Here is a 19,779-nt window from a genome sequence, read left to right on the forward strand (position 1 = left end):
CTGGCCGCCCAATGGTGCCGTCTTTTCGTCGCAGGACGTGTTGACGTGGCAAGCTAGGGGTGTGCGCCTCACCATTCTCGGTTGCTCCGGCAGCGTGGGTGGGCCGGATTCTCCGGCCTCGGGCTATCTGCTGACCGCTCCGGACACCACGCCGATGGTTATCGACTTCGGTGGGGGCGTACTCGGCGCACTGCAGCGTCATGCTGATCCGGGCGCCGTAAATATATTGCTGTCACATCTGCATGCCGACCATTGTCTGGACTTGCCGGGGCTGTTCGTCTGGCGTCGGTATCACCCGAATCCTCCGGTTGGCCGCGCGCTGATGTTCGGCCCGGCGGCCACCTGGCACCGGCTGGGTGCGGCGTCGTCGCCCGAGGGCGGCGAGATCGACGACATCACCGACATCTTCGACATTCAGGTCTGGGTCGACGGCCAGGACGTGGAGATCGGCTCGCTGACCGTGACGCCGCGACTGGTGTGCCACCCGACCGAGTCCTATGGCATGCGCTTCACCGATCCGTCCGGCGCGACGCTCGTCTACTCCGCCGACACTGGCTACTGCGACGCGTTGATCGACCTGGCCCGTGGCGCCGACGTGTTCCTGTGCGAGGCGTCGTGGACCGACTCGCCGGACCGTCCGCCGAAGCTGCACCTGTCCGGCACCGAGGCCGGGCGTGCGGCCCGCGAGGCCGGCGTCAAAGAGCTGCTGCTGACGCATATCCCGCCGTGGACGTCCCGCGAGGACGTCATCAGCGAGGCCAAAGCCGAGTTCGACGGACCCGTGCACGCCGTGGTGTGCAACGAGTCGTTCGACATCACCAGCCGGTAAGCCGCCGCCGCGCTGACGGCGGCCCGCTAGGGTTGTCGGGTGTCCAGACGAGAAGACGGTCGCCTTGACGACGAACTCCGCCCGGTAAAGATCACCCGAGGATTCACCAAGCACCCGGCAGGGTCGGTATTGGTGGAGTTCGGCGAGACGCGGGTCATGTGCACCGCTTCGGTATCCGAAGGTGTGCCGCGCTGGCGCAAGGGTTCCGGGCTGGGCTGGCTGACCGCCGAATACGCGATGCTGCCGGCCGCCACGCATGACCGCTCCGACCGCGAGTCGGTGAAGGGTCGCGTCGGCGGACGGACCCAGGAGATCAGCCGATTGATCGGCCGCTCGCTGCGCGCGTGCATCGACCTCAGCGCCCTCGGCGAGAACACCATCGCCATCGACTGCGACGTGCTGCAGGCCGACGGCGGTACCCGCACTGCAGCGATCACCGGCGCCTACGTGGCGCTGGCTGACGCCGTCACCTATCTGGCCGCCGCCGGACGACTGAAGGATCCGCGCCCGCTGTCGTGTGCCATCGCAGCCGTGTCGGTCGGCGTGGTCGACGGCCGGGTCCGCACGGACCTGCCCTACACGGAGGACTCGCGCGCCGAGGTCGACATGAACGTCGTCGCCACCGACACCGGAACCCTGGTCGAGGTGCAGGGCACCGGCGAAGGTGCGACGTTCCCGCGGTCGACGCTGGACAAGCTTCTCGATGCCGCGCTGGCGGCGTGCGACCAGTTGTTCGCGCTGCAGCGTGAGGCGCTGGAGTTGCCGTACCCGGGTGTGCTGCCGGAGTCGACAGCGCCGGCCAAGAAGGCGTTTGGTGCCTGAGCTCCTCGTCGCTTCGCGCAACGCGAAGAAGCTTGTGGAGTTGCGACGGGTGCTGGACGCCGCAGGCATCACGGGTCTGAACTTGTTGTCGTTGGACGATGTGCCGGCGTTCCCCGAGGCACCCGAAACCGGCGCGACGTTTGAAGAGAACGCGTTGGCTAAGGCTCGTGATGGCTTTGCGGCCACTGGAATCCCTTGTGTCGCAGACGATTCCGGGGTTTCGGTCGACGCGCTGAACGGCATGCCCGGGGTGTTGTCGGCCCGGTGGGCCGGGCGGCACGGGGATGACGCGGCGAACCTGACGCTGTTGTTGGGCCAGATTCAGGACGTGCCGGACGAGCGTCGCGGTGCCGCGTTTGTGTCGTGCTGCGCGCTGGTGTCGTCGTCGGGTTCTGTGGTGGTGCGGGGCGAATGGCCGGGCACCATCGCGCGTGAGCCGCGGGGTTCGGGTGGTTTCGGTTATGACCCGATCTTCGTGCCCGCCGGTGGTTCGGTGTCGGCGGCGGAGCTGACGCCGGCGGAGAAGGATGCGGCGTCACACCGCGGACGGGCGCTGGCGCAGCTGGTGCCGGCGCTGCGGGAGTTGGCTGGTTCCTGAGGGCGCGTTGTCGCACGAAGTCGCCGAGACCAACTGAATGGCGATTGGCGAGCCCGATTTCCGCCATCCGGTTGGTTTCGCCGGAGTTATCCACAGGCTCAGCTCGCTCGTAATGGCGAGAGCTGCGCGCGGCTGCGCACACTGCACCGGTGGGGGAGCCATTCATAGGGAGTGAGGCGTTGTCGGCAGGACGCCTGACCCGGCATCAGTTGCGGACGAACTTTGTCGCCGTGCACAAGGACGTCTACGTGCCGAGAGGCACGAGGCCGACCGCGATCATGCGCGCGAAAGCGGCGTGGCTGCGGTCGAAGCGCCGGGGTGTGCTCGGTGGCTACTCCGCTGCGGCTTTTCATGGCGCGCGGTTTATCGGCGCGGATTGCCCTGCGCACATTTTCGACCGGTATAGCCGCCCCGCGCGGGGCGTTGTGGTCTGGGAGGACGACCTCGACAATGGCGACATATGCCAGATCGGTGAGATGCGTCTGACGACCGCATCGCGCACCGCGGTCGATCTGGCGCGCAGACTTCCGGAGGATCCAGCTGTCGCGGCGATTGATTCCTTGGCGCGGGCCGCCAGGCTGTCGGTTGCCGCCATTGCGGCAGCAGCGGAGCGTCACAATGGCAAGCGGGGGATCGTGCAGGCGCGCAAAACCGTAGCGCTCGTTGACCCAAAGGCACAGTCGCCGCAAGAAACGTTGTTGCGGTTGTTGATCATTCGGGCCGGATTCCCGAAACCGGAGAGCCAGTATCCGGTGTGCAACGAGTACGGCTCCTTGATCGGCGTTGTCGACTTCGCATGGCCGGATTTGATGATCGCCGTCGAGTACGAGGGTAGGCATCACATGGATCCCGAGCAGGTTCGTAAGGACATCGCGCGGGTCGAGGAGATGGTCGAAATGGATTGGCTCGTCATCCGGGTGACGTCGCGCGACCCTGCGGGCGTGGTGCTGCGACGGATCGCCCGTGCACGTGCAGCGCGGGGAGTGGCGGACGACGACGTCGATCTGCGTTTCAATGGCGCGTTGTGGGGCCAGGCGTCGTGACGAAGTTGCCGAGACCAACTGCGCGGCGATCATCGAGGCCGTTTTCCGCCACTCAGTTGGTCTCGACGGTAGCCAGCGTCAGAGATTGCTCGGCTCGGTCAGATAGCCGTCGATGAAGCCATGCAGTGCGGGAGCGAGGTGCGCGACGCCGGAATCGTTGAGCTTCGCCAGCAGGATGATGCCCTGATACTGCGCGAGTAGTGCGTGCGCGAGCTGCTGCGGATCGGTGCCGGGGCGCAGCGCTCCTGCCGCTGCAGCCTCGGTGGCGATGACCGCCATGTGGTGTTCCATCGTCTTGAGGGTGTGGGCCAGATGCTCGCGCAGATCGTCGTCGGTGGTGGACAGCTCCGCGGCGAAGTTGCCGAAGGGGCAGCCCACGGCACGGCCGAATTGCGCTTCGAGGGCCGACTGGATGGCGCCGATGGCGTCCGGGATGGCATGCAACTTATCGGCGGGCGTCGCGGCGGGGGAGTCGGTCAGCTGGCGTTGAAATGCCTTGGCGTGTAAGTCGACAACGGCTTTGGCGAGCTCTGATTTCGACGGAAAGTAGTGATAGAAGCTGCCCTTTTTGATGTCGGTCGCGCGGCAGAGTTCGTCGACGCCGACGGCTTGGTAGCTGCGTTCGAGGAACAGCCGTGCGGCGGTGGCGACCAGGCGGTCGCGGGCGTCGGAACTTCGGGGCACCTGAGAATCGTATTTAATAGTTGACCGGTCGGTCAAGAAGTGGCAAGTTGACGACATGACTACCGCTGAGGTCTTCCGTACACCCGACGAACGCTTCGCGAATCTGCCGGGCTACGACTTCGCCCCCAACTACGTCGACGTCGACGGGTTGCGTCTGCACTATCTCGACGAGGGGCCGCGGGACGGCAAGCCCATCGTCTGTTTCCACGGCGAGCCGACGTGGGCGTACCTGTACCGCAAGATGATCGGCCCGTTCGTCGAGGCGGGCCACAGGGTGATCGTCCCTGACTACGCGGGCTTCGGCCGTTCGGACAAGCCCACCGACCGGCGGTGGTACAGCTACGACCGGCACGTGGAGTTGGTGACCCAGATGCTGGGCGGGCTGGGGCTGCAGGACGCCACCGTCGTCGTGCAGGACTGGGGCGGGCCGATCGGCTTGCGCTGGGCTGTAGAGAACGCGGATCAGGTTGGCGCACTGGCGATTTTCAACACCGGGCTGTTCACCGGCCGGGTGTCGAAAGGCTTCATAGCGTGGCGCGCGTTCGCGGAGGCCAATCCAGACCTGCCCGTCGGCTTCGTGATTCAGGGTGCGACGACGACCGACCTGTCACCCGAGGTTGTCGCTGCCTACGACGCGCCGTTCCCGACCGTGGAATCGAAGGCCGGTGCCGCACAGTTCCCGCTATTGGTGCCGATCGCGGAGGACGCCGCGGGTGCGACGGAGATGAAGGCCGTCACCGATGCGCTGTCGCGGTGGGAGAAGCCGGCGCTGGTGGCGTTCTCCGACCAGGACCCGGTGTTCCCATATCCGCGGGCAGGCGAGGCGTTCGTCGACCTGATCCCGACGGTCGACGAGCAGGTGCGGATCGAAGGGGCCTCGCACTTCCTGCAGGAGGACCGGGGCGAGCAGTTGGCAGTCGAGGTGCTCAAGTACCTGGGTTGAGGTGTGACTAGCGCGACCGTAACGCCAGTGCGGGTTTCGGTCTCGATTTCCGCCTTGGCGTTACGCTCGCGGCCGCCGTGGCTCGTTTATCCACAGGGCTACGCCGACAGGCCTTGGTCAGCGGCCGACGAGTGGGCACACTGCCAGCATGGGGGAGCCGTTCATCGGCAGTGAGGCGTTGGCGGCCGGGATGCTGACGCGTCATCAATTGCGAACGAATTTCGTTGCCGTGCACCAGGACGTGTACGTGCCACGGGGTACACGACCGAACGCGATCCTTCGCGCGAAAGCAGCATGGCTGCGTTCCCGACGCACGGGGGTGCTCGCAGGCTTCTCGGCAGCCGCGCTCCACGGGGCTCGGTACATCGATTCGGCGTTGCCGGCCAACATCATTCACAGTAATCGTCGGCCCGCGCGTGGCATTGTGGTGTGGGCGGACACTTTGGATGGTGACGAGGTGTGCACGATCGGCGAGATGCGACTGACCACTCCATTACGCACGGCCGTCGATCTGGCCCGCAGGTGCCGAGAAGACGTAGCGGTCGCCGCCATCGACGCGCTGGCACACGCGGCGCGCTTGACCGTCGCAGACATGCAGGCCGCGATCGAACGCCATCCTGGGCAGCGGGGACTGAAACAAGCCAGGGTGACGATTGGGCTGGTCGATCCCGGCGCCGATTCGCCAGGTGAGACGCGGTTGCGGCTATTGATCGTGAAAGCGGGCTTCCCTCGGCCAGTCAGCCAGCACCCCATCTACAACGAATTCGGCGTGCTGATCGGCGTGGTTGATCTCGCGTGGCCGGGCCTGAAGGTCGCGGCTGAGTACGAGGGGCGGCACCACATGGACCCCGATCAGGTTCGCAAGGACATTGCGCGGATCGAAGAGATGATCGAGATGGGTTGGCTTGTCATTCGAGTTACCTCCCGCGATCCCAGCGGCGTCGCGCTGCGCAGGATCGCGTCTGCGAGGGCATCGCGTGGTGCGGCCGATGACGTGACGATCCGTCTCTCGCGAGACCTGACAGACGCGGTATGGCCCGCTGGGCGGCAAGCATCGTGACGGTCGGTTCAGTGGGCCCGCGACCGTAACGCCAGGGCGGCCATCGGGCTCGATTTCCGCCCTGTGGTTACAGTCGCGGCGCGTCTCTGGCTTCAGAGGTCGAAACGCTTCTTCACGTCTTCGGTGCGGAAGTGCTCGACGATGATGCCGACGAGCGGGACGGTGCCGGCGAACAGGACGCCGATCGTCTGGCCGAGGGGCCAGCGGACCTTGACCGCCAGGTTGAACGTGCAGAGCAGGTAGGCGAAGTACACCCAGCCGTGGACGATGCCGATCCAGTTGAGACTGGCGTCGTTGAAGATGTAGTGCGCGACCAGCTCGTAGCAGAGCGCGATGAGCCAGAGACCGGTCGCCCAGGCCATCACGCGGTAGGCGGTCAGCGCCTTGCGGATGGTGTCTTTCGACAGGGTGGTCGGCTGCGACTCGGTCATGTGGTGGTCCTGTCCTGTTTGTCGTTCTCGGCCAGTTCGGCCAGGTAGGCGTTGTATTCGTTGAGGGTAGGGTCCGCGGTGTCTTTGGCGGCCTTGGGGCGCTCGGGGAGCAGGCCCTCGGGGATTTCGGTGGGCTCGTTCTTGGGCTGCTGCTCGGGTGGAGCTTCTTCGTAGCGCACGAACTTGTAGTAGCCGTAGAAGCAGAAGGCGCCGAACATCGGCCACTGCAGGGCGTAGCCCAGGTTCTGGAAGGTGCCGGCGCTCGACTGGAACCGCGACCATTGCCACCAGGCCAGGGCCATGCAGCCCAGGGCAGCGACGGTCACCAGCACGATGAGCGCCGGCCTCCTACGCCGTGTAGTGGACATATGGCAACGGTACCGCGCGGGGGTTTGGGTTTGCGATTCGTGCCTGCTAGGGCGCCGATCGGCGGGGTACGTGGTTACCTGTCGGCCGCCGCCACAACCTACGGCGGCCAGCCGCCAGGTTCAGGGTGCCGCGGCCGCGCTATCCTCGTCGTGTTGCGGGCGTGGCGGAACTGGCAGACGCCCGGGCTTTAGGTGCCCGTGTTCGAAAGAGCGTGTGGGTTCGAGTCCCACCGCCCGCACTCTTTCTGCGTTACTGCGCGCTCTTCAGCCGCACCATCCGCGTCGTCGAGCTCTCGTCCAACTCGACGACGTCGGTGCGCGAGCGCAAGAAGTCACTGAAAGACTTGAATCCCAAAGCCTTTTCGCTGAATGACGGATCCATGCGCTTCATCTGCGCCTTGACCGCCGAGTTGTGCAGCCAGTCGACGTCGTCCTTCTCCAGCCCGATATGTAGCGCGCGAGTCAGCAGGGCGGTGGCGGCAGCCTGGGGGTCGTGCTCGGTCTTGGTGCTGCGGCGTGTGCGTTTGGCCGGTTCTGGAGAAGGCTCGCGGACGGGCACGCCGGGCAGGGCGTCGTAGGTGACGAACTCGTCGCAGGCCGCGGCGAGCGCGCGGCTCGAGGAGCCGGCCACGCCGATGCCGACCACGTACCGGCCGAGCCGCTTGCAGCGCTGGGCCAGCGGAATGTAGTCCGAGTCGCCGGCGGCGATCACCACGTGGGTGAGGTCGGGCAGTCGGAACATGTCTTCGACGGCGTCGACGGCGAGCCGGATGTCGGCGCCGTTCTTGCCGTAGGCGGCTGCCGGGAACAGCTGAACGAGGTCGACGGCCCGGCCGACGAGCTGCTGCTGGTAGCCCGCGTTGACGTCAGCGGACCAGTCGGCGTACGCGCGAGTGAGCACCAGCGTGCCGAAGGATGACGCGAAGTCGAGGACCGCGCCGACGTCGACGGTGGCTTGGGTCAGTTTGTCGGGATCGAGTCCCTTGGCCTTGTCTTTCTGAAATGAGTTGCGGCCGTGGACCTGGTCGTAGCGGGAGATGACGATGTTGTCGAAGTCGAGGTAGACCGCGACGCGGGTGGCGGCGGTGTCCGTCATGAACCCAGTGTGGTGCATCGGGGGAGCGCTGTGGCGCGAAACCTCGCAGGCGCATCGTCCGTCGGCTGGTTAACCTGTCGGAATGCTCACGGAACTGGCTGCGCTCCCCGGCGGGTCGTACCGCATGGGTTCACAGGATTTCTACCCCGAGGAAGCGCCGGTGCACGAGGTGACCGTCGCGCCGTTCTCGATCGAACGGCACCCGGTCACCATCGGTCAGTTCGCCGAATTCGTCGCGGACACCGGGTATGTCACCGTCGCCGAGCAGGAGCTGGACCCAGCCGCCTTTCCTGGCGTTCCCGCTGATGAGCTCGTTCCCGGGGCGTTGGTGTTCCACCCCACGGCGGGCCCGGTCGATCTGCGTAATTGGCGGCAATGGTGGGCGTGGGTGCCCGGGGCAAGTTGGCAGCATCCGTTCGGGCCGGAGTCGTCGATCGCCGACCGCCTCGATCATCCGGTGGTGCAGGTCGCCTACCCGGACGCTGCAGCGTACGCGGCCTGGGCAGGCCGGCGGCTGCCCACCGAAGAGCAGTGGGAGTACGCCGCGCGCGCGGGTGCGACCACGGCCTACGCCTGGGGTGACGAAGTGCGGCCGGACGGCCAGCTGATGGCCAACACGTGGCAGGGCCGATTCCCGTACCGCAACACGGGAGCACGAGGCTGGGTCGGCACGTCTCCGGTTGGCACGTTCCCGCCCAACGATTTTGGGTTGTTCGACATGATCGGCAATGTGTGGGAATGGACCACCACCCGGTACACGCCACGGCACAGCGCCGCTCCTGAAGTGTCCGGCTGCTGTCCGCCGCCCGGCGGTGACCCGTCGGTGATGCAGACCCTCAAGGGCGGCTCGCACCTGTGCGCGCCGGAATACTGCCACCGTTACCGGCCCGCGGCGCGGTCGTCGCAGTCGCAGGACAGCGCGACGTCGCACATCGGCTTCCGCTGCATCGCCGACTGAGGTGGCGAAAGCGGCGCCCAAACGCCGCCGCATAGTCCCTGGCCTAGGGCTTTACGTGAGATCAGGTGGCGTAACACTGTACGTATCGCCACCCGTGGTCATCGGTGGCACAGTGAGGTCATGACCCGCCGCCCGCACATCCCGCCGAAGGACTTTCCCCGTCCTGCGGCCCGGGAGTATGCGGGCACCCGCGCCGACGCGGCCCGGTGGGCGCGTGATGTGTTGCGCGGCCAGATCCTCGACGGTGTGTACGGAGGCTTGGCCGCGGCGCGGCCGATGCTGCCGCCGGAGAACGAGCTGGCCGCCGAATTGGGCGTGAGTCGCAACGCAATTCGTGAGGCGCTGGAGCTGCTGCGCGGTGAGGGGCTGATCACCCGGGTGCAGGGCGCCGGGACGTTCGTCACCGGCGCGAAGCTCAGCCAGCGGATCGACCGACTGGAAGGCCTCGCCGAATCGCTTGCCGGGCATCAACTTCCGGTGGAGAACACCGTGATGTCGGCGCGTGAGTCGGTCGCCTCGCCGTTCGTCGCGGCGAAACTCCAAGTGCCCGAGGGTGCGCCGATTCTCTTCATCGAGCGCCTGCGGTCGGTCGGCGGCGTACCACTGTCCCTGGACACCACGTCGTTGCGGATCGGGGCCATCCCCGTCGACGCCAATCTGGCCGACCAGGACGTCTTCGCGCTGATCGAGACCGAACTCGGGATGCGCCTGGGGTGGGCCGAGATCACCGTGGAATCGGTCTCGGCCGACGCCGACACCGCCAAGCTCCTGCAAATCCGTCCTGGCGCACCGCTTCTGCTGCTACACCGGCTGACCCACCTCGAAGACGGCACACCCTTCGACCTCGAGACCGTGCGGTACCGCGGCGACCGCTGTTCGTTGATCACCACCGCCGCAAGAGATTCCGCGCCGCCGCCACCGTAGTCGGCACCTCTGCAATCAATCACCCGAACCCCTTACCGATTAACGCAATCGATAGAGAGGTAGTACAGCCATGCCCGAACAACCCAACATCGTCTATTTTCACGTCGACAATCTCGGCATGGGAGAGCTCGGCTGCTACGGCGGCGGCATTCTGCGCGGCGCCGACACGGCCCGAATGGACGCCTTCGCCGCCGAATCGCTGAAACTGTCGCACTTCGTCGTCGAACCGCAGTGCACGCCAACGCGATCGGCGTTGATGACGGGCCGGTACCCGATCCGGTCCGGCAACCACACCATCGCCCTCGGCGGCAACGGCGGCGGCATCGTCGCGTGGGAACGCACCATGGGCGACATCCTGTCCGAAGCCGGTTATGCCACCGCATGTTTCGGCAAGTGGCACATCGGCGCCGAGGACGGCCGCTGGCCGACCGATCACGGCTTCGACGAGTGGTACGGCCCGGCCCGCACCTACGACGAATGCCTGTGGCCCGACGACCCCTGGTACAAAGCCGAACGCGACGGCTACTCCTACATGTACGACGGCACCAAGGAAGGCGGCGTCAAGGACACCGACCAACAGCTCACGGTCAAACTCAAGGGTGAGGTGGACGGCGAATACGACCGCCGGGCAAAGGCTTTCATGAAGCGCAGCGTCGACGCTGGAAAGCCCTTCTACCTGTACCACAACCACTCGCTGATGCACTTCCCGATGGAGGTCCGTCCCGAGTTCAAGGGCAAGAGCACCAACGGCAACTGGGGCGACTCACTGCTGATGCTCGACCACGACTTCGGCAGCATCCTGGACTACCTGGCCGAGCTGGGCATCGAGGACAACACCATCGTGATCATGGCCGGCGACAACGGCGCCGAGGACCATCTGGCCGGCCGGGGTACCGCGGGCTTCTTCGACGGCTCCTACTTCAGCTCTGCTGAGGGCGGCATCCGGACGCCGTGCCTGATCCGCTGGCCCGGTCACGTGCCGGTGCGCGAGAGCAACGAGATGGTGCACGTCACCGACATGTTCCCGACCCTGCTGCGCTGGGTGGGCTGCGACGTGCCCGACGACCGCATCATCGACGGCATCGACCAACGCGAATTCTTCGGCGGTGCAGAGGAATCCAAGCGCGACGGCTGCATGGTCTGGCTCAACGAGGAGCTGCACGCGGTGAAGTGGTCGCAGTTCAAGATCAACTTCAAACGGCAGCAGCACTTCCACGACCCCGAAATCCCGCTGGGCTTCGCCCGCATCACCAACCTCCTCGAGGACCCGAAGGAACGCGAGGCCGTCAACCAGACCTGGGTGCGGTGGTGGGTGATGCAACACGCCTACCGGTTCATCCAGGAATTCGAGGCCAGCGTCGAAACCGAACAACTCATCCCGGCCGGAGCGCCCATCGATTTCGTCCCTGCCCGCAACCAATAGCACCAGCCCAGCACGGCCCCCGCACGTCGGGGGCCGTGCCCGACTGTCGAAGGAGTGCAGCCGTGTCCAGCTATGGCGCCCAATCGATCACGATCCTCGAAGGGCTCGACGTCGTCCGGAAACGCCCGGGCATGTACATCGGGTCGACCAGCGAGCGCGGCCTGCACCACATGGTGTGGGAGGTGGTCGACAACGGCGTCGACGAGGCCATGGCCGGCCACGCCAGCCGTGTCGATGTCACGCTGCTCGCCGACGGCGGCGTCGAGGTCAGCGACGACGGCCGCGGTATCCCGGTCGCCATGCACGCCACCGGTATTCCCACCGTCGACGTCGTGATGACCCAACTGCATGCCGGCGGCAAGTTCGACGGCGACTCCTACCAGGTGTCCGGTGGCCTGCACGGCGTCGGCGTCTCGGTGGTGAACGCGTTGTCGACGCGGCTCGAGGTGTGTATCCACCGGGACGGGTACGAATGGTCCCAGCACTACGACCGCTCGGTGCCCGGCACCCTGCAGCAGGGCACGCCGTCGACCCGCACCGGCACCACGGTCCGATTTTGGTCGGACCCAGAGATTTTCGAGACCACCGAGTACAGCGCCGAGACCATTGCGCGCCGCCTGCAGGAGATGGCATTCCTCAACAAGGGGCTGGTGCTGTCGCTGACCGACCGGCGCCGCGATGACGCCGACACCCGCGTCTTCCACCACCCCGGCGGGCTGATCGACTACGTCCAGCACCTCAACCGCGTGAAAGAGCCCATCCAGCCGAGCATCATCGCGTTCGACGGCGCGGGAGACGGACATCAGGTCGAGGTCGCGATGCAGTGGAACGCCGGCTACTCGGAGTCGGTGCATACCTTCGCGAACACCATCAACACGCACGAGGGTGGTACCCACGAAGAAGGTTTCCGCGCGGCGCTGACCTCAGTGGTGAACAAGTACGCCAAAGACAAGAAACTGCTGAAAGACAAAGACCCGAACCTCACCGGTGACGACATCCGGGAGGGACTGGCCGCCATCGTCTCCGTGAAAGTGGCTGAGCCGCAGTTCGAAGGGCAGACCAAGACCAAGCTCGGGAATGCCGCGATCCGGTCCTTTGTGCAGAAGGTCTGTCATGAGGAGCTGACGCACTGGTTTGAGGCGAATCCAGCGGAGGCAAAGGTCATCGTCACCAAGGTGGCGTCGTCGGCGCAGGCCCGTGTCGCCGCGCGGAAGGCGCGGGAGCTGGTGCGGCGCAAGAGCGCGACCGACATCGGGGGTCTGCCCGGCAAGCTGGCCGACTGCCGCTCCACCGACCCGACGAAGTCGGAACTGTATGTGGTGGAGGGCGATTCGGCCGGTGGTTCGGCCAAGAGCGGCCGGGACTCGATGTTCCAGGCGATTCTGCCGCTGCGCGGCAAGATCATCAACGTCGAGAAGGCGCGCATCGACCGCGTGCTGAAGAACAACGAGGTCCAGGCCATCATCACGGCCCTGGGCACCGGTATTCACGACGAGTTCGACATCTCCAAGCTGCGGTATCACAAGATCGTGCTGATGGCCGACGCCGACGTCGACGGTCAGCACATCTCGACGCTGCTGCTGACGCTGCTGTTCCGCTTCATGAGACCCCTCATCGAGTATCGCCACGTGTTTCTGGCGCAGCCGCCGCTGTACAAGCTGAAATGGCAACGCGGTGAACCGGAATTCGCGTATTCCGACCGGCACCGTGATGCACTCCTGGACGCGGGGCTCACAGCGGGGAAGAAGATCAACACCGACGACGGTATCCAGCGCTACAAGGGTCTGGGTGAGATGGACGCCAAGGAGCTGTGGGAGACCACCATGGATCCGTCCATCCGCGTCCTGCGTCAGGTGACACTCGACGACGCCGCGGCCGCCGACGAACTGTTCTCGATCCTGATGGGTGAGGACGTCGAAGCGCGCCGAAGCTTTATCGTGCGTAACGCCAAGGACATTCGTTTCCTCGACGTGTGAGGGACCAGCGTTTATCTCACAAAGACAAACCCTTGTGTCCAGTTCCACATGTGCCAAAGGGGTACCGGTCTGTGTTGGTCGACATCACTTCGCGTTGATTGGCCCGCACGTCGTCTCTCCCTGCGGCATGTGCGGTCTGGACCCGTCAACGTGCGCTGACGATGTCAACACAGGCTGACCTTGTCAGCCTCAGCTGACAGCTCCGGATGCGACATGATGAGCACAGAGGTCCGGCCGGCTCATCAGGTGGACGCAGCGGCATCGGTCAGGTCAGCGACTCGTCAGACTGGCGACACCATCGAGGAGGAGCGACGGCGCCAAATCGAGACGCCCTAGCCAAGCGGCATGAGGTACATCAGCACCAGCATGCCCTCGGCGATCACTGCGAGACCGACCGCCGGCAGGTACCGCATCGCAGAATAGTGTCCGCGGGCCAACTGCCGGCGCCGGCTCGCGCCGAAGCCGCACACCACGGCGGCGAGCACCGCGACAGCGGCCACGAGGACGATGCGCGTCGCGTCGTGACCGCCGTGGAACGTATCGGCGTTGCGCAGCAACACCAGAACACCCGAGGTCGCGATCGCCAGCCCCGTGCGATTCCACGCCAGCGCCGTGCGTTCGGACTGCAGGCCGCGATCCGGGGCCAGCGTCATCGCACCGTGGCGCTGATCGCCAGGACGATGGTGATCAGTCCGATCAGCGCCAGTCCGGTGGTCAGGAACGTGGGGGCGGAGGCCGGCGGCAGGGGCTCGTCGTTGCGGATGGCCCGGTCCACCTGGGTCCAGCGCCGCAGTCCCGTGACCGCCGTCAGCACCGCCATGGCGCCGACGCCGACGCCCAGCACGTGCCGTAAGCCCGGTATCGCCAGCTCCGGCATGAACTGGACGACGGCCACCGCGGCGGCCATCAGCCCGAGCGATGTGCGTTGCCAGGCCAGGAACGTACGCTCATTGGCGAGGGTGAACCGGTAGTCGGGCTCGATCGGGGTACGCGTGGACGTCACGCTCGAAATGTCCATGGCTACAAGACTTTCCGATAACTCTGTGTCACGCCAGGGCGCTCGAGGTGGCGTAACAGAGTGTTAATTCACGGTATCGGCGGCGCGGCGCAATCGGCGCGAATGGGTGCCTGACCTGCGGTTTCGGCCCTCGTAGATGGCGTAACTACCGCGCAACCTCAGATGACAGCGAGGTAACAGAAGCGGTTGACCCTTGTGGACATGGACAAGCAACAGCGAACTGGCAGCCCGTGGCAGGCCCGCTCGGTTGCTCTGCTGACCGCACTCACGGTTGGTGGGGCCCAACTGCTGACGGGGTGCGGCATGCTGTCGGAACCGACCGTCGTCGTCAACGTCGGTTACCAATCCAAGACCATCAACACCGTCAACGCCGGCACGCTGCTGCGCGATCGCGGTGACTTCGAGAACCAGCTCAAGCAACTGGGCGCGGCGACCAACACGAAATATCGCGTGGTGTGGCAGGACTTCGCGTCCGGTGCGCCGCTGACGGCGCAGATGATCGCCACACATGTCGACATCGGATCGATGGGCGACTACCCGCTGCTCACCAACGGCTCCAAGACGCGCAAATACGATGACGCGGCAACGGAATTGGTCGCGACCACCGGTTACAACCTGCGTGGTTCGCTCAATCAGGTCGTGGTGCGGTCGGACTCGTCGGCGCGCACGCTCGCCGACCTGACCGGTAAGAAGGTGTCCACCAGCCTCGGCTCGGCCGGCGACGGCATGCTATCCACCGCGGTGAAAACCGTTGGCATCAACAAGGACTCGCTGCACATCGTCAATCAGGATCCGTCGGTCGGAGCGTCGTCGATCGACGGCGGTCAGGTCGACGCCCTCGCGCAGTTCGTGCCGTGGCCACAACTGGTGATCTACCGCAATCAGGGGCGTCTGCTCTACGACGGCGGCGACAACAATGTGCCCACCTTCCACGGTGTCGTCGCGCGCCGGCAGTTCGTCGACGGCCATCCCGAGGTGATGGCGGCGTTCCTGCGGGCGATGAAGAGCACCACCGACGAGATCGTCGCCCATCCGCTCAAGTCGGCCCTGCGGGTCAGTGCGCTGACCGGGATCGAGCCCGAAGTGATCTACCTCTACAACGGTCCCAACGGCTTCGTGAGCTTCGACATGACGCTCAAGGACCAGGTGCTGGCGGCGTTCAAGCCGATCAAGGCCTACCTGGTGGGGCGCGGCGCGGTGACAAAGGACTTCGACGTTCCCAAGTTTGTCAACGACGGATACCTGCGGCAGCTGTTCGGACCCGACTACGCTCAGCGGCAGGCCAGTGTCGCCAATCCGATGACGCTCACCGGATTCGACGAGGTGTGCGGACTGCCGGTCAACGACACGGCCCAGGCCTCCGAAGTGTGGACGTCCGGAACCGCCACCGCCGTCTCCGCCACCCCGAGCTGTCTGCTGCGCCGCCTGGCCGCGACACCGCACGTCCGGGCCTCCTATGTACCCGACACGTTGACCGGACTGCGGATCTTCGCCGATCACGCTGTCTGGCTTGCTGATCCGGCCGTGCCGCCGACCCAGCGGTACAAGCCCTTCGCCACCGCCGCAGGCGCCGATACCTACCGGACCAATCACCCACAAGCAGTCTCCGTCGGCTACGCCGCTGCCATCGGGCAGTCCCGCACCGCCGGCTGATCACACCATCAGGAGAGAAAGGAAACGCATGACCGAGCTCATGACCAGACCCACGTTGGCCGTCCCTCGACTGTGGTCACCGGCGAACCGCACCGGAAAGTCTTTGCGGCACAAAATGGCCGACCTGCTGTCGACGTCCGCCGCACGGCGGGTCCCGGCACTGCTGCTGCCACTCATCCCAATTGCCGTCTTTCTGACGCTGTGGCATCTGCTGACGGCCCACAACGTCGTCGCATGGTTGCGCTTCAACCGGATGCCGGCGCCGGAGGCTGTGTTCCACACGCTGATGGCGCGGGCCAGCTCGAGCGGCTTCTATGACGACCTGCTGGCGAGCCTGCAGCGCATTCTGCTGGGCTTCGGTCTGGCGGCGGTGATCGGCATCGGGTTGGGTGTGTTGATCGGCCGCTCGGAGATCGCTCGAATGACGTTGCGGCCGTTCATCGAACTGATTCGGCCCATCCCGGCGATCGCGCTGGTGCCGCTTACCATCCTGCTGTTCCCATCCAGCGAGCAGGGGATCGTGTTCATCACGTTCTTCGCCGCGTTCTTCCCGGTGGTGGTCAGCACCATCCACGCCATGGACTCGATGCCGAAGGTGTGGGAGGAAGCCGCACGGACCATGGGCGCCGGCCGAATGTCGTTGTTGCTCCACGTGATCATCCCGGGAGCGCTGCCGGGCATCTTCGCCGGACTCTCGGTCGCGATGGGTGTGGCGTGGATCTGCGTGGTCAGCGCCGAGATGATCTCGGGCCAGTACGGCATCGGCTACTACACGTGGCAGGCCTACGGGTTGCTCGACTACGCCGGTGTCGTGGTCGGCATGATCTCCATCGGTGCGCTGGGACTCGGTACCGCGTGGTTGGTGGAGCGGGTCGGACGGCGGGTCAACCGCTGGCTGCCGAGGGCCGCCCGATGAGCGCCGGCGCCGTCGATCTGCAGCAGCTGCAACTGGGCTTCAATGGTGTGGTCGCCGCCAACATCAGCCTGGCCATCGAGGGTGGCGAAGTGGTCGTCTTCCTCGGGCCGTCCGGCTGCGGCAAGTCGACCATCTTGCGGGCGCTGGCCGGGCTGCTCAAGCCCATGGGCGGCACCGCCACGGTGGACGGGGCACCCGTCACCGGCAATGCGGCCCAGTGCGCCATGGTGTTTCAGGAGGACGCGCTGTTTCCGTGGCGCAGTGCGCTCAAGAACGTCGAGTTTCCGCTCAAGCTCCGTGGCGTGCGCGGCAAGGAGCTCAAGGAGACGGCGACGGCACGGCTCGAGCAGGTCGGACTCGGTGCCTACCTCGATCACCTGCCGAGCCAGCTCTCAGGCGGTATGCGCCAGCGGGTGCAGCTGGCCCGCACTCTGGCCTGCAAGCCGCGGGTGATGCTGATGGATGAGCCGTTCGGCGCGCTGGACGCGCAGACCCGGCTGGAGATGCAGCAGCTGCTGATGTCGGTGTGGGAGCAACACAAGATGACGCTGCTGTTCGTCACCCACGACGTCGACGAGGCGCTGCTGCTGGCTGACCGGGTTGTGCTGCTCAGCCACCGGCCCGCCACTGTCGCCGATGTCATCACCATCGAGCAACCCCGCACGCCCGAGGCGCAATTCGAGGAGTCCTACCAGCGGCGCCGCCGCGACATCCTGGACTTCCTCGGCCATCGCCCGGCTGCCTGACCAAACTGGCTTTCCGCCAAGGAGATTCGATGAGCATCACCCTGCTCGGGTTCCGCGCGTCCACATCCCGTGCCGACCGGCCGTCCCTGCGCTCACCCGCCGTGCTGCGCACTGAGGTGCTGGCCGGTCTGGTCGTCGGGCTGGCGCTGATCCCGGAGGCCATCGCCTTCTCCGTCATTGCGGGCGTCGACCCCCGCGTTGGGCTGTTCTCGTCGGTGACCATGGCGATCACCATCGCGTTCGCCGGGGGACGCCCGGCCATGGTGTCGGCCGCGACGGCGGCGGTGGCACTGGTCGTCGCGCCGGTGGCTCACGAACACGGCGTCGGGCATCTGGTGGCCACCATCGCGTTGGCCGGGGTGATCCAGATGCTGCTGGCGTTTCTCGGGGTCGCCAAGTTGATGCGGTTCATTCCGCGCAGCGTGATGGTCGGCTTCGTCAACGCACTCGCGATCCTGGTATTTGTCGCCCAGCTTCGGCACCTGATCGACGTGCCGTGGCTGGTATATCCGCTCACCGCGGCGGGCATCGCGATCATGGTGCTGCTGCCCAAGCTGACCACCGCGGTGCCGCCACCACTGGTCGTGGTGCTGGTGCTGACCGTGGCGGTCGTGGCCTTCGGGTGGCACGTCCCGAACGTGGGAGATCAAGGGGCCCTGCCGGATTCGCTGCCGATGCCCCGTATACCGCACGTGCCGGTCGATCTGCAGACGCTGCAGATCATCGCGCCGTACGCGGTGGGGGCAGCACTGGTCGGGCTGCTGGAATCGCTGATGACGGCCAAACTCGTCGACGACATCACCGATACGCCGTCGAACAAGACCCGGGAGGCGTGCGGGCAGGGCATCGCCAACGTGGTGACCGCGCTGTTCGGCGGCATGGGTGGTTGCGCAGTGGTGGGGCAGACGATGATGAACGTCAAGATCGCCGGCGCCCGGACGCGGCTCTCGACGCTACTCACCGGGGTGTTCGTCCTGATCCTGGTGCTGGCCCTCGGGGACCTGGTCGGCCGGATCCCGATGGCGGCCCTGGTCGCGGTGATGATCGTGGTCTCGGTGGCCACCTTCGACTGGCACAGCGTGGCGCCGCGGACGCTGAAAGTGTTGCCGCGCAGCGAAACTCTTGTGATGGTCATCACGGTGTGCGCGACCGTCGCCACCGGGAACCTGGCGATCGGCGTCGCGCTCGGTGTGCTGGCCGCGATGGTCGCTTTCGCGCGCCGGGTCGCGCATTTCACCTCGGTGTCGTTGATGGAGCCGGGGACGTACCGGGTGAGCGGCGACCTGTTCTTCGTATCGAGCAACGATCTGGTTCATCAGTTCGACTACGCGGGTGACCCCGCCGACGTCGTCGTGGACTTGTCGGGCACCGCGGTGTGGGATGCCTCGTCTGTCGCGACGCTGGATGCGATCCGGATGAAGTACGCGTCGCGCGGAAAGACGGTGCAGTTCGTTGGTCTCGACGACGCGAGCTCGGACCGGCTGAATCGGTTGTCGGGACGTCTCGGAATTTAGCGGCCAGCGGCCGCGCCGTTGCGCCAGAATGGAGGCGTGAACGTGAACTGGCGAGGTGTCCTCGGTGTCGTTGTCGGGCTGCTGATCGGGCTGCTCATGGGCGGACCGATCGCCGGCCAGGCGCACGCCGCCGCGGCCGCGCCCGCCGGGGACGTCATCTCCATCGGTGACCCGCACGCGCTCGGGCAGATCGACCTCTACCTGGATCCCATCTGCCCGTTCAGCGGCAAGTTGATCCGGTCCGACGGCGAGGAGCTGGGGCGGCGCATCGACAGCGGCGCGCTGCGGGTGAACGTCCGCTTGGTGAACTTCCTCGAAAAGTACTCGGCCAGTGGCACATACGACCGGCGCGCGATCTACGCAGCCTTCGTCGCGGCCGGCGAATCGAAGTCGAGTGAGGTCGCGTGGCGCTTCATCCAGCAGATCTTCTCGAAGGAGAACCAGCCACGCGAAGGCGGCGACACGGACCTGAGCAACGACCAGTTGGCCGAGCTGGCTGGTCGGGCGGGTGCGCCGCAGTCGGCGCAGGACCTGATCCGGCTCGGCCTGCCCGTCGGCTACGACGCCAAAGTCATCGCCGCCAACAACCTCAAGCTTCTGCATGAGTTTCCGGAGCCGGGGGTGCCGCTCGTCGTCATCGATGGGCAGGTCGTCAACGACGAGGAGTGGCTGAGTCGGCTGCCGGCCTGACCAGGACCACGCCTAGGAGCCTGCTGAATAAGGCGGTTTTGGGGCGGGGTGCCTCAAGGCGCTCTGTGGCGCGTGTGTGTTGTGAGT

The 19,779-nt window shown here is 66.0% G+C and carries 21 protein-coding genes and 1 tRNA gene; 16 read left to right on the forward strand and 6 right to left on the reverse strand.

The window, feature by feature from the left end; genetic code table 11:
* The first annotated feature begins 61 nt into the window (after positions 1-61).
* From ACJH6J_RS25235 to ACJH6J_RS25250, 4 genes are all read left to right on the forward strand, one after another.
* Positions 62-829: a cyclic nucleotide-degrading phosphodiesterase gene (locus tag ACJH6J_RS25235; RefSeq protein WP_318987109.1), complete on the forward strand. Its 768-nt coding sequence runs from the start codon at positions 62-64 to the stop codon at positions 827-829.
* A gap of 39 nt (positions 830-868) precedes the next feature.
* Positions 869-1,651 (forward strand): ribonuclease PH, encoded by a 783-nt coding sequence (rph, locus tag ACJH6J_RS25240; RefSeq protein WP_029105438.1) that lies wholly within the window; start codon positions 869-871, stop codon positions 1,649-1,651.
* A complete protein-coding gene (gene rdgB / locus ACJH6J_RS25245) occupies positions 1,641-2,249 on the forward strand; it encodes an RdgB/HAM1 family non-canonical purine NTP pyrophosphatase (RefSeq protein ID WP_406776191.1) in 609 nt (202 codons plus the stop codon). The genes rph and rdgB overlap by 11 nt, the downstream gene beginning before the upstream one ends.
* A 149-nt stretch (positions 2,250-2,398) precedes the next feature.
* The gene (locus ACJH6J_RS25250) at positions 2,399-3,292 is read left to right on the forward strand and encodes an endonuclease domain-containing protein (protein WP_406804708.1); all 894 of its coding nucleotides are present in this window, start codon (positions 2,399-2,401) and stop codon (positions 3,290-3,292) included.
* Between the two features lie 78 nt (positions 3,293-3,370).
* On the opposite strand, the gene ACJH6J_RS25255 is transcribed toward ACJH6J_RS25250, so the two are convergent.
* The gene (locus ACJH6J_RS25255) at positions 3,371-3,976 is read right to left on the reverse strand and encodes a TetR/AcrR family transcriptional regulator (protein WP_406802727.1); all 606 of its coding nucleotides are present in this window, start codon (positions 3,974-3,976) and stop codon (positions 3,371-3,373) included.
* 55 nt (positions 3,977-4,031) lie between these two features.
* Between ACJH6J_RS25255 and ACJH6J_RS25260 the strand changes: the two genes are divergently transcribed.
* Positions 4,032-4,919: a haloalkane dehalogenase gene (locus ACJH6J_RS25260; protein WP_406802726.1), complete on the forward strand. Its 888-nt coding sequence runs from the start codon at positions 4,032-4,034 to the stop codon at positions 4,917-4,919.
* A 148-nt stretch (positions 4,920-5,067) separates the two neighbouring features.
* Complete coding sequence (locus ACJH6J_RS25265) at positions 5,068-5,979, forward strand: hypothetical protein (RefSeq protein WP_406802725.1); 912 nt, start codon at positions 5,068-5,070, stop codon at positions 5,977-5,979.
* Between the two features lie 92 nt (positions 5,980-6,071).
* On the opposite strand, the gene ACJH6J_RS25270 is transcribed toward ACJH6J_RS25265, so the two are convergent.
* Together ACJH6J_RS25270 and ACJH6J_RS25275 are read right to left on the reverse strand one after the other, a co-directional pair.
* Entirely contained in the window at positions 6,072-6,410 is a 339-nt protein-coding gene (locus ACJH6J_RS25270; protein ID WP_029119231.1) for a DUF3817 domain-containing protein, read from the reverse strand.
* Positions 6,407-6,778 (reverse strand): hypothetical protein, encoded by a 372-nt coding sequence (locus tag ACJH6J_RS25275; protein ID WP_053854173.1) that lies wholly within the window; start codon positions 6,776-6,778, stop codon positions 6,407-6,409. Before ACJH6J_RS25275 ends, ACJH6J_RS25270 begins: the two co-directional genes overlap by 4 nt.
* 155 nt (positions 6,779-6,933) lie before the next feature.
* On the opposite strand from ACJH6J_RS25275, the gene ACJH6J_RS25280 reads away from it, so the two are divergent.
* Positions 6,934-7,017, forward strand: a tRNA-Leu gene (locus ACJH6J_RS25280).
* Positions 7,018-7,028: 11 nt separating this feature from the next.
* On the opposite strand, the gene ACJH6J_RS25285 is transcribed toward ACJH6J_RS25280, so the two are convergent.
* Entirely contained in the window at positions 7,029-7,874 is an 846-nt protein-coding gene (locus ACJH6J_RS25285) for an NYN domain-containing protein (protein ID WP_406804709.1), read from the reverse strand.
* Positions 7,875-7,956: 82 nt separating this feature from the next.
* Between ACJH6J_RS25285 and ACJH6J_RS25290 the strand changes: the two genes are divergently transcribed.
* The 4 genes from ACJH6J_RS25290 to gyrB all read left to right on the forward strand — a co-directional run bounded on the left by ACJH6J_RS25290 (position 7,957) and on the right by gyrB (position 13,155).
* A complete protein-coding gene (locus tag ACJH6J_RS25290) occupies positions 7,957-8,832 on the forward strand; it encodes a formylglycine-generating enzyme family protein (protein WP_406804710.1) in 876 nt (291 codons plus the stop codon).
* 219 nt (positions 8,833-9,051) lie between these two features.
* On the forward strand, positions 9,052-9,756 hold the full coding sequence (locus ACJH6J_RS25295) for a GntR family transcriptional regulator (protein WP_318987130.1): 705 nt from the start codon (positions 9,052-9,054) through the stop codon (positions 9,754-9,756).
* A gap of 70 nt (positions 9,757-9,826) precedes the next feature.
* Positions 9,827-11,179: an arylsulfatase gene (locus ACJH6J_RS25300; protein ID WP_406804711.1), complete on the forward strand. Its 1,353-nt coding sequence runs from the start codon at positions 9,827-9,829 to the stop codon at positions 11,177-11,179.
* A gap of 62 nt (positions 11,180-11,241) precedes the next feature.
* Entirely contained in the window at positions 11,242-13,155 is a 1,914-nt protein-coding gene (gene gyrB / locus ACJH6J_RS25305; RefSeq protein WP_406804712.1) for a DNA topoisomerase (ATP-hydrolyzing) subunit B, read from the forward strand.
* Between the two features lie 332 nt (positions 13,156-13,487).
* On the opposite strand, the gene ACJH6J_RS25310 is transcribed toward gyrB, so the two are convergent.
* A complete protein-coding gene (locus tag ACJH6J_RS25310; RefSeq protein ID WP_212812462.1) occupies positions 13,488-13,808 on the reverse strand; it encodes a DUF202 domain-containing protein in 321 nt (106 codons plus the stop codon).
* The gene (locus ACJH6J_RS25315; RefSeq protein WP_212812461.1) at positions 13,805-14,173 is read right to left on the reverse strand and encodes a YidH family protein; all 369 of its coding nucleotides are present in this window, start codon (positions 14,171-14,173) and stop codon (positions 13,805-13,807) included. The genes ACJH6J_RS25310 and ACJH6J_RS25315 overlap by 4 nt, the downstream gene beginning before the upstream one ends.
* Before the next feature lie 201 nt (positions 14,174-14,374).
* Between ACJH6J_RS25315 and ACJH6J_RS25320 the strand changes: the two genes are divergently transcribed.
* From ACJH6J_RS25320 to ACJH6J_RS25340, 5 genes are all read left to right on the forward strand, one after another.
* Positions 14,375-15,826 (forward strand): ABC transporter substrate-binding protein, encoded by a 1,452-nt coding sequence (locus ACJH6J_RS25320; protein ID WP_318987119.1) that lies wholly within the window; start codon positions 14,375-14,377, stop codon positions 15,824-15,826.
* A 28-nt stretch (positions 15,827-15,854) separates the two neighbouring features.
* A complete protein-coding gene (locus ACJH6J_RS25325) occupies positions 15,855-16,742 on the forward strand; it encodes an ABC transporter permease (RefSeq protein ID WP_406784748.1) in 888 nt (295 codons plus the stop codon).
* On the forward strand, positions 16,739-17,488 hold the full coding sequence (locus tag ACJH6J_RS25330) for an ABC transporter ATP-binding protein (protein ID WP_406784749.1): 750 nt from the start codon (positions 16,739-16,741) through the stop codon (positions 17,486-17,488). Before ACJH6J_RS25325 ends, ACJH6J_RS25330 begins: the two co-directional genes overlap by 4 nt.
* Before the next feature lie 29 nt (positions 17,489-17,517).
* Positions 17,518-19,002, forward strand: coding sequence for a SulP family inorganic anion transporter (locus tag ACJH6J_RS25335; RefSeq protein ID WP_406784750.1), 1,485 nt, complete (start codon positions 17,518-17,520; stop codon positions 19,000-19,002).
* A 96-nt stretch (positions 19,003-19,098) separates the two neighbouring features.
* Positions 19,099-19,692: a DsbA family protein gene (locus ACJH6J_RS25340; protein ID WP_406784766.1), complete on the forward strand. Its 594-nt coding sequence runs from the start codon at positions 19,099-19,101 to the stop codon at positions 19,690-19,692.
* Positions 19,693-19,779: the final 87 nt, after the last annotated feature.

The sequence above is a fragment of the Mycobacterium sp. SMC-18 genome (assembly GCF_045310895.1).
Taxonomy (GTDB): domain Bacteria; phylum Actinomycetota; class Actinomycetes; order Mycobacteriales; family Mycobacteriaceae; genus Mycobacterium.

Excerpts from the sequence above, each read along its gene's own strand:
- ACJH6J_RS25260 (WP_406802726.1), top strand. The coding sequence starts at position 4,032 with ATGACTACCGCTGAGGTCTTCCGTACACCCGACGAACGCTTCGCGAAT.
- ACJH6J_RS25265 (WP_406802725.1), top strand. The coding sequence starts at position 5,068 with ATGGGGGAGCCGTTCATCGGCAGTGAGGCGTTGGCGGCCGGGATGCTG.
- ACJH6J_RS25270 (WP_029119231.1), bottom strand. The coding sequence starts at position 6,410 with ATGACCGAGTCGCAGCCGACCACCCTGTCGAAAGACACCATCCGCAAG.
- ACJH6J_RS25275 (WP_053854173.1), bottom strand. The coding sequence starts at position 6,778 with ATGTCCACTACACGGCGTAGGAGGCCGGCGCTCATCGTGCTGGTGACC.
- ACJH6J_RS25285 (WP_406804709.1), bottom strand. The coding sequence starts at position 7,874 with ATGACGGACACCGCCGCCACCCGCGTCGCGGTCTACCTCGACTTCGAC.
- ACJH6J_RS25290 (WP_406804710.1), top strand. The coding sequence starts at position 7,957 with ATGCTCACGGAACTGGCTGCGCTCCCCGGCGGGTCGTACCGCATGGGT.
- ACJH6J_RS25300 (WP_406804711.1), top strand. The coding sequence starts at position 9,827 with ATGCCCGAACAACCCAACATCGTCTATTTTCACGTCGACAATCTCGGC.
- ACJH6J_RS25310 (WP_212812462.1), bottom strand. The coding sequence starts at position 13,808 with ATGACGCTGGCCCCGGATCGCGGCCTGCAGTCCGAACGCACGGCGCTG.
- ACJH6J_RS25315 (WP_212812461.1), bottom strand. The coding sequence starts at position 14,173 with ATGGACATTTCGAGCGTGACGTCCACGCGTACCCCGATCGAGCCCGAC.
- ACJH6J_RS25320 (WP_318987119.1), top strand. The coding sequence starts at position 14,375 with ATGGACAAGCAACAGCGAACTGGCAGCCCGTGGCAGGCCCGCTCGGTT.
- ACJH6J_RS25325 (WP_406784748.1), top strand. The coding sequence starts at position 15,855 with ATGACCGAGCTCATGACCAGACCCACGTTGGCCGTCCCTCGACTGTGG.
- ACJH6J_RS25330 (WP_406784749.1), top strand. The coding sequence starts at position 16,739 with ATGAGCGCCGGCGCCGTCGATCTGCAGCAGCTGCAACTGGGCTTCAAT.
- ACJH6J_RS25335 (WP_406784750.1), top strand. The coding sequence starts at position 17,518 with ATGAGCATCACCCTGCTCGGGTTCCGCGCGTCCACATCCCGTGCCGAC.
- ACJH6J_RS25340 (WP_406784766.1), top strand. The coding sequence starts at position 19,099 with ATGGGCGGACCGATCGCCGGCCAGGCGCACGCCGCCGCGGCCGCGCCC.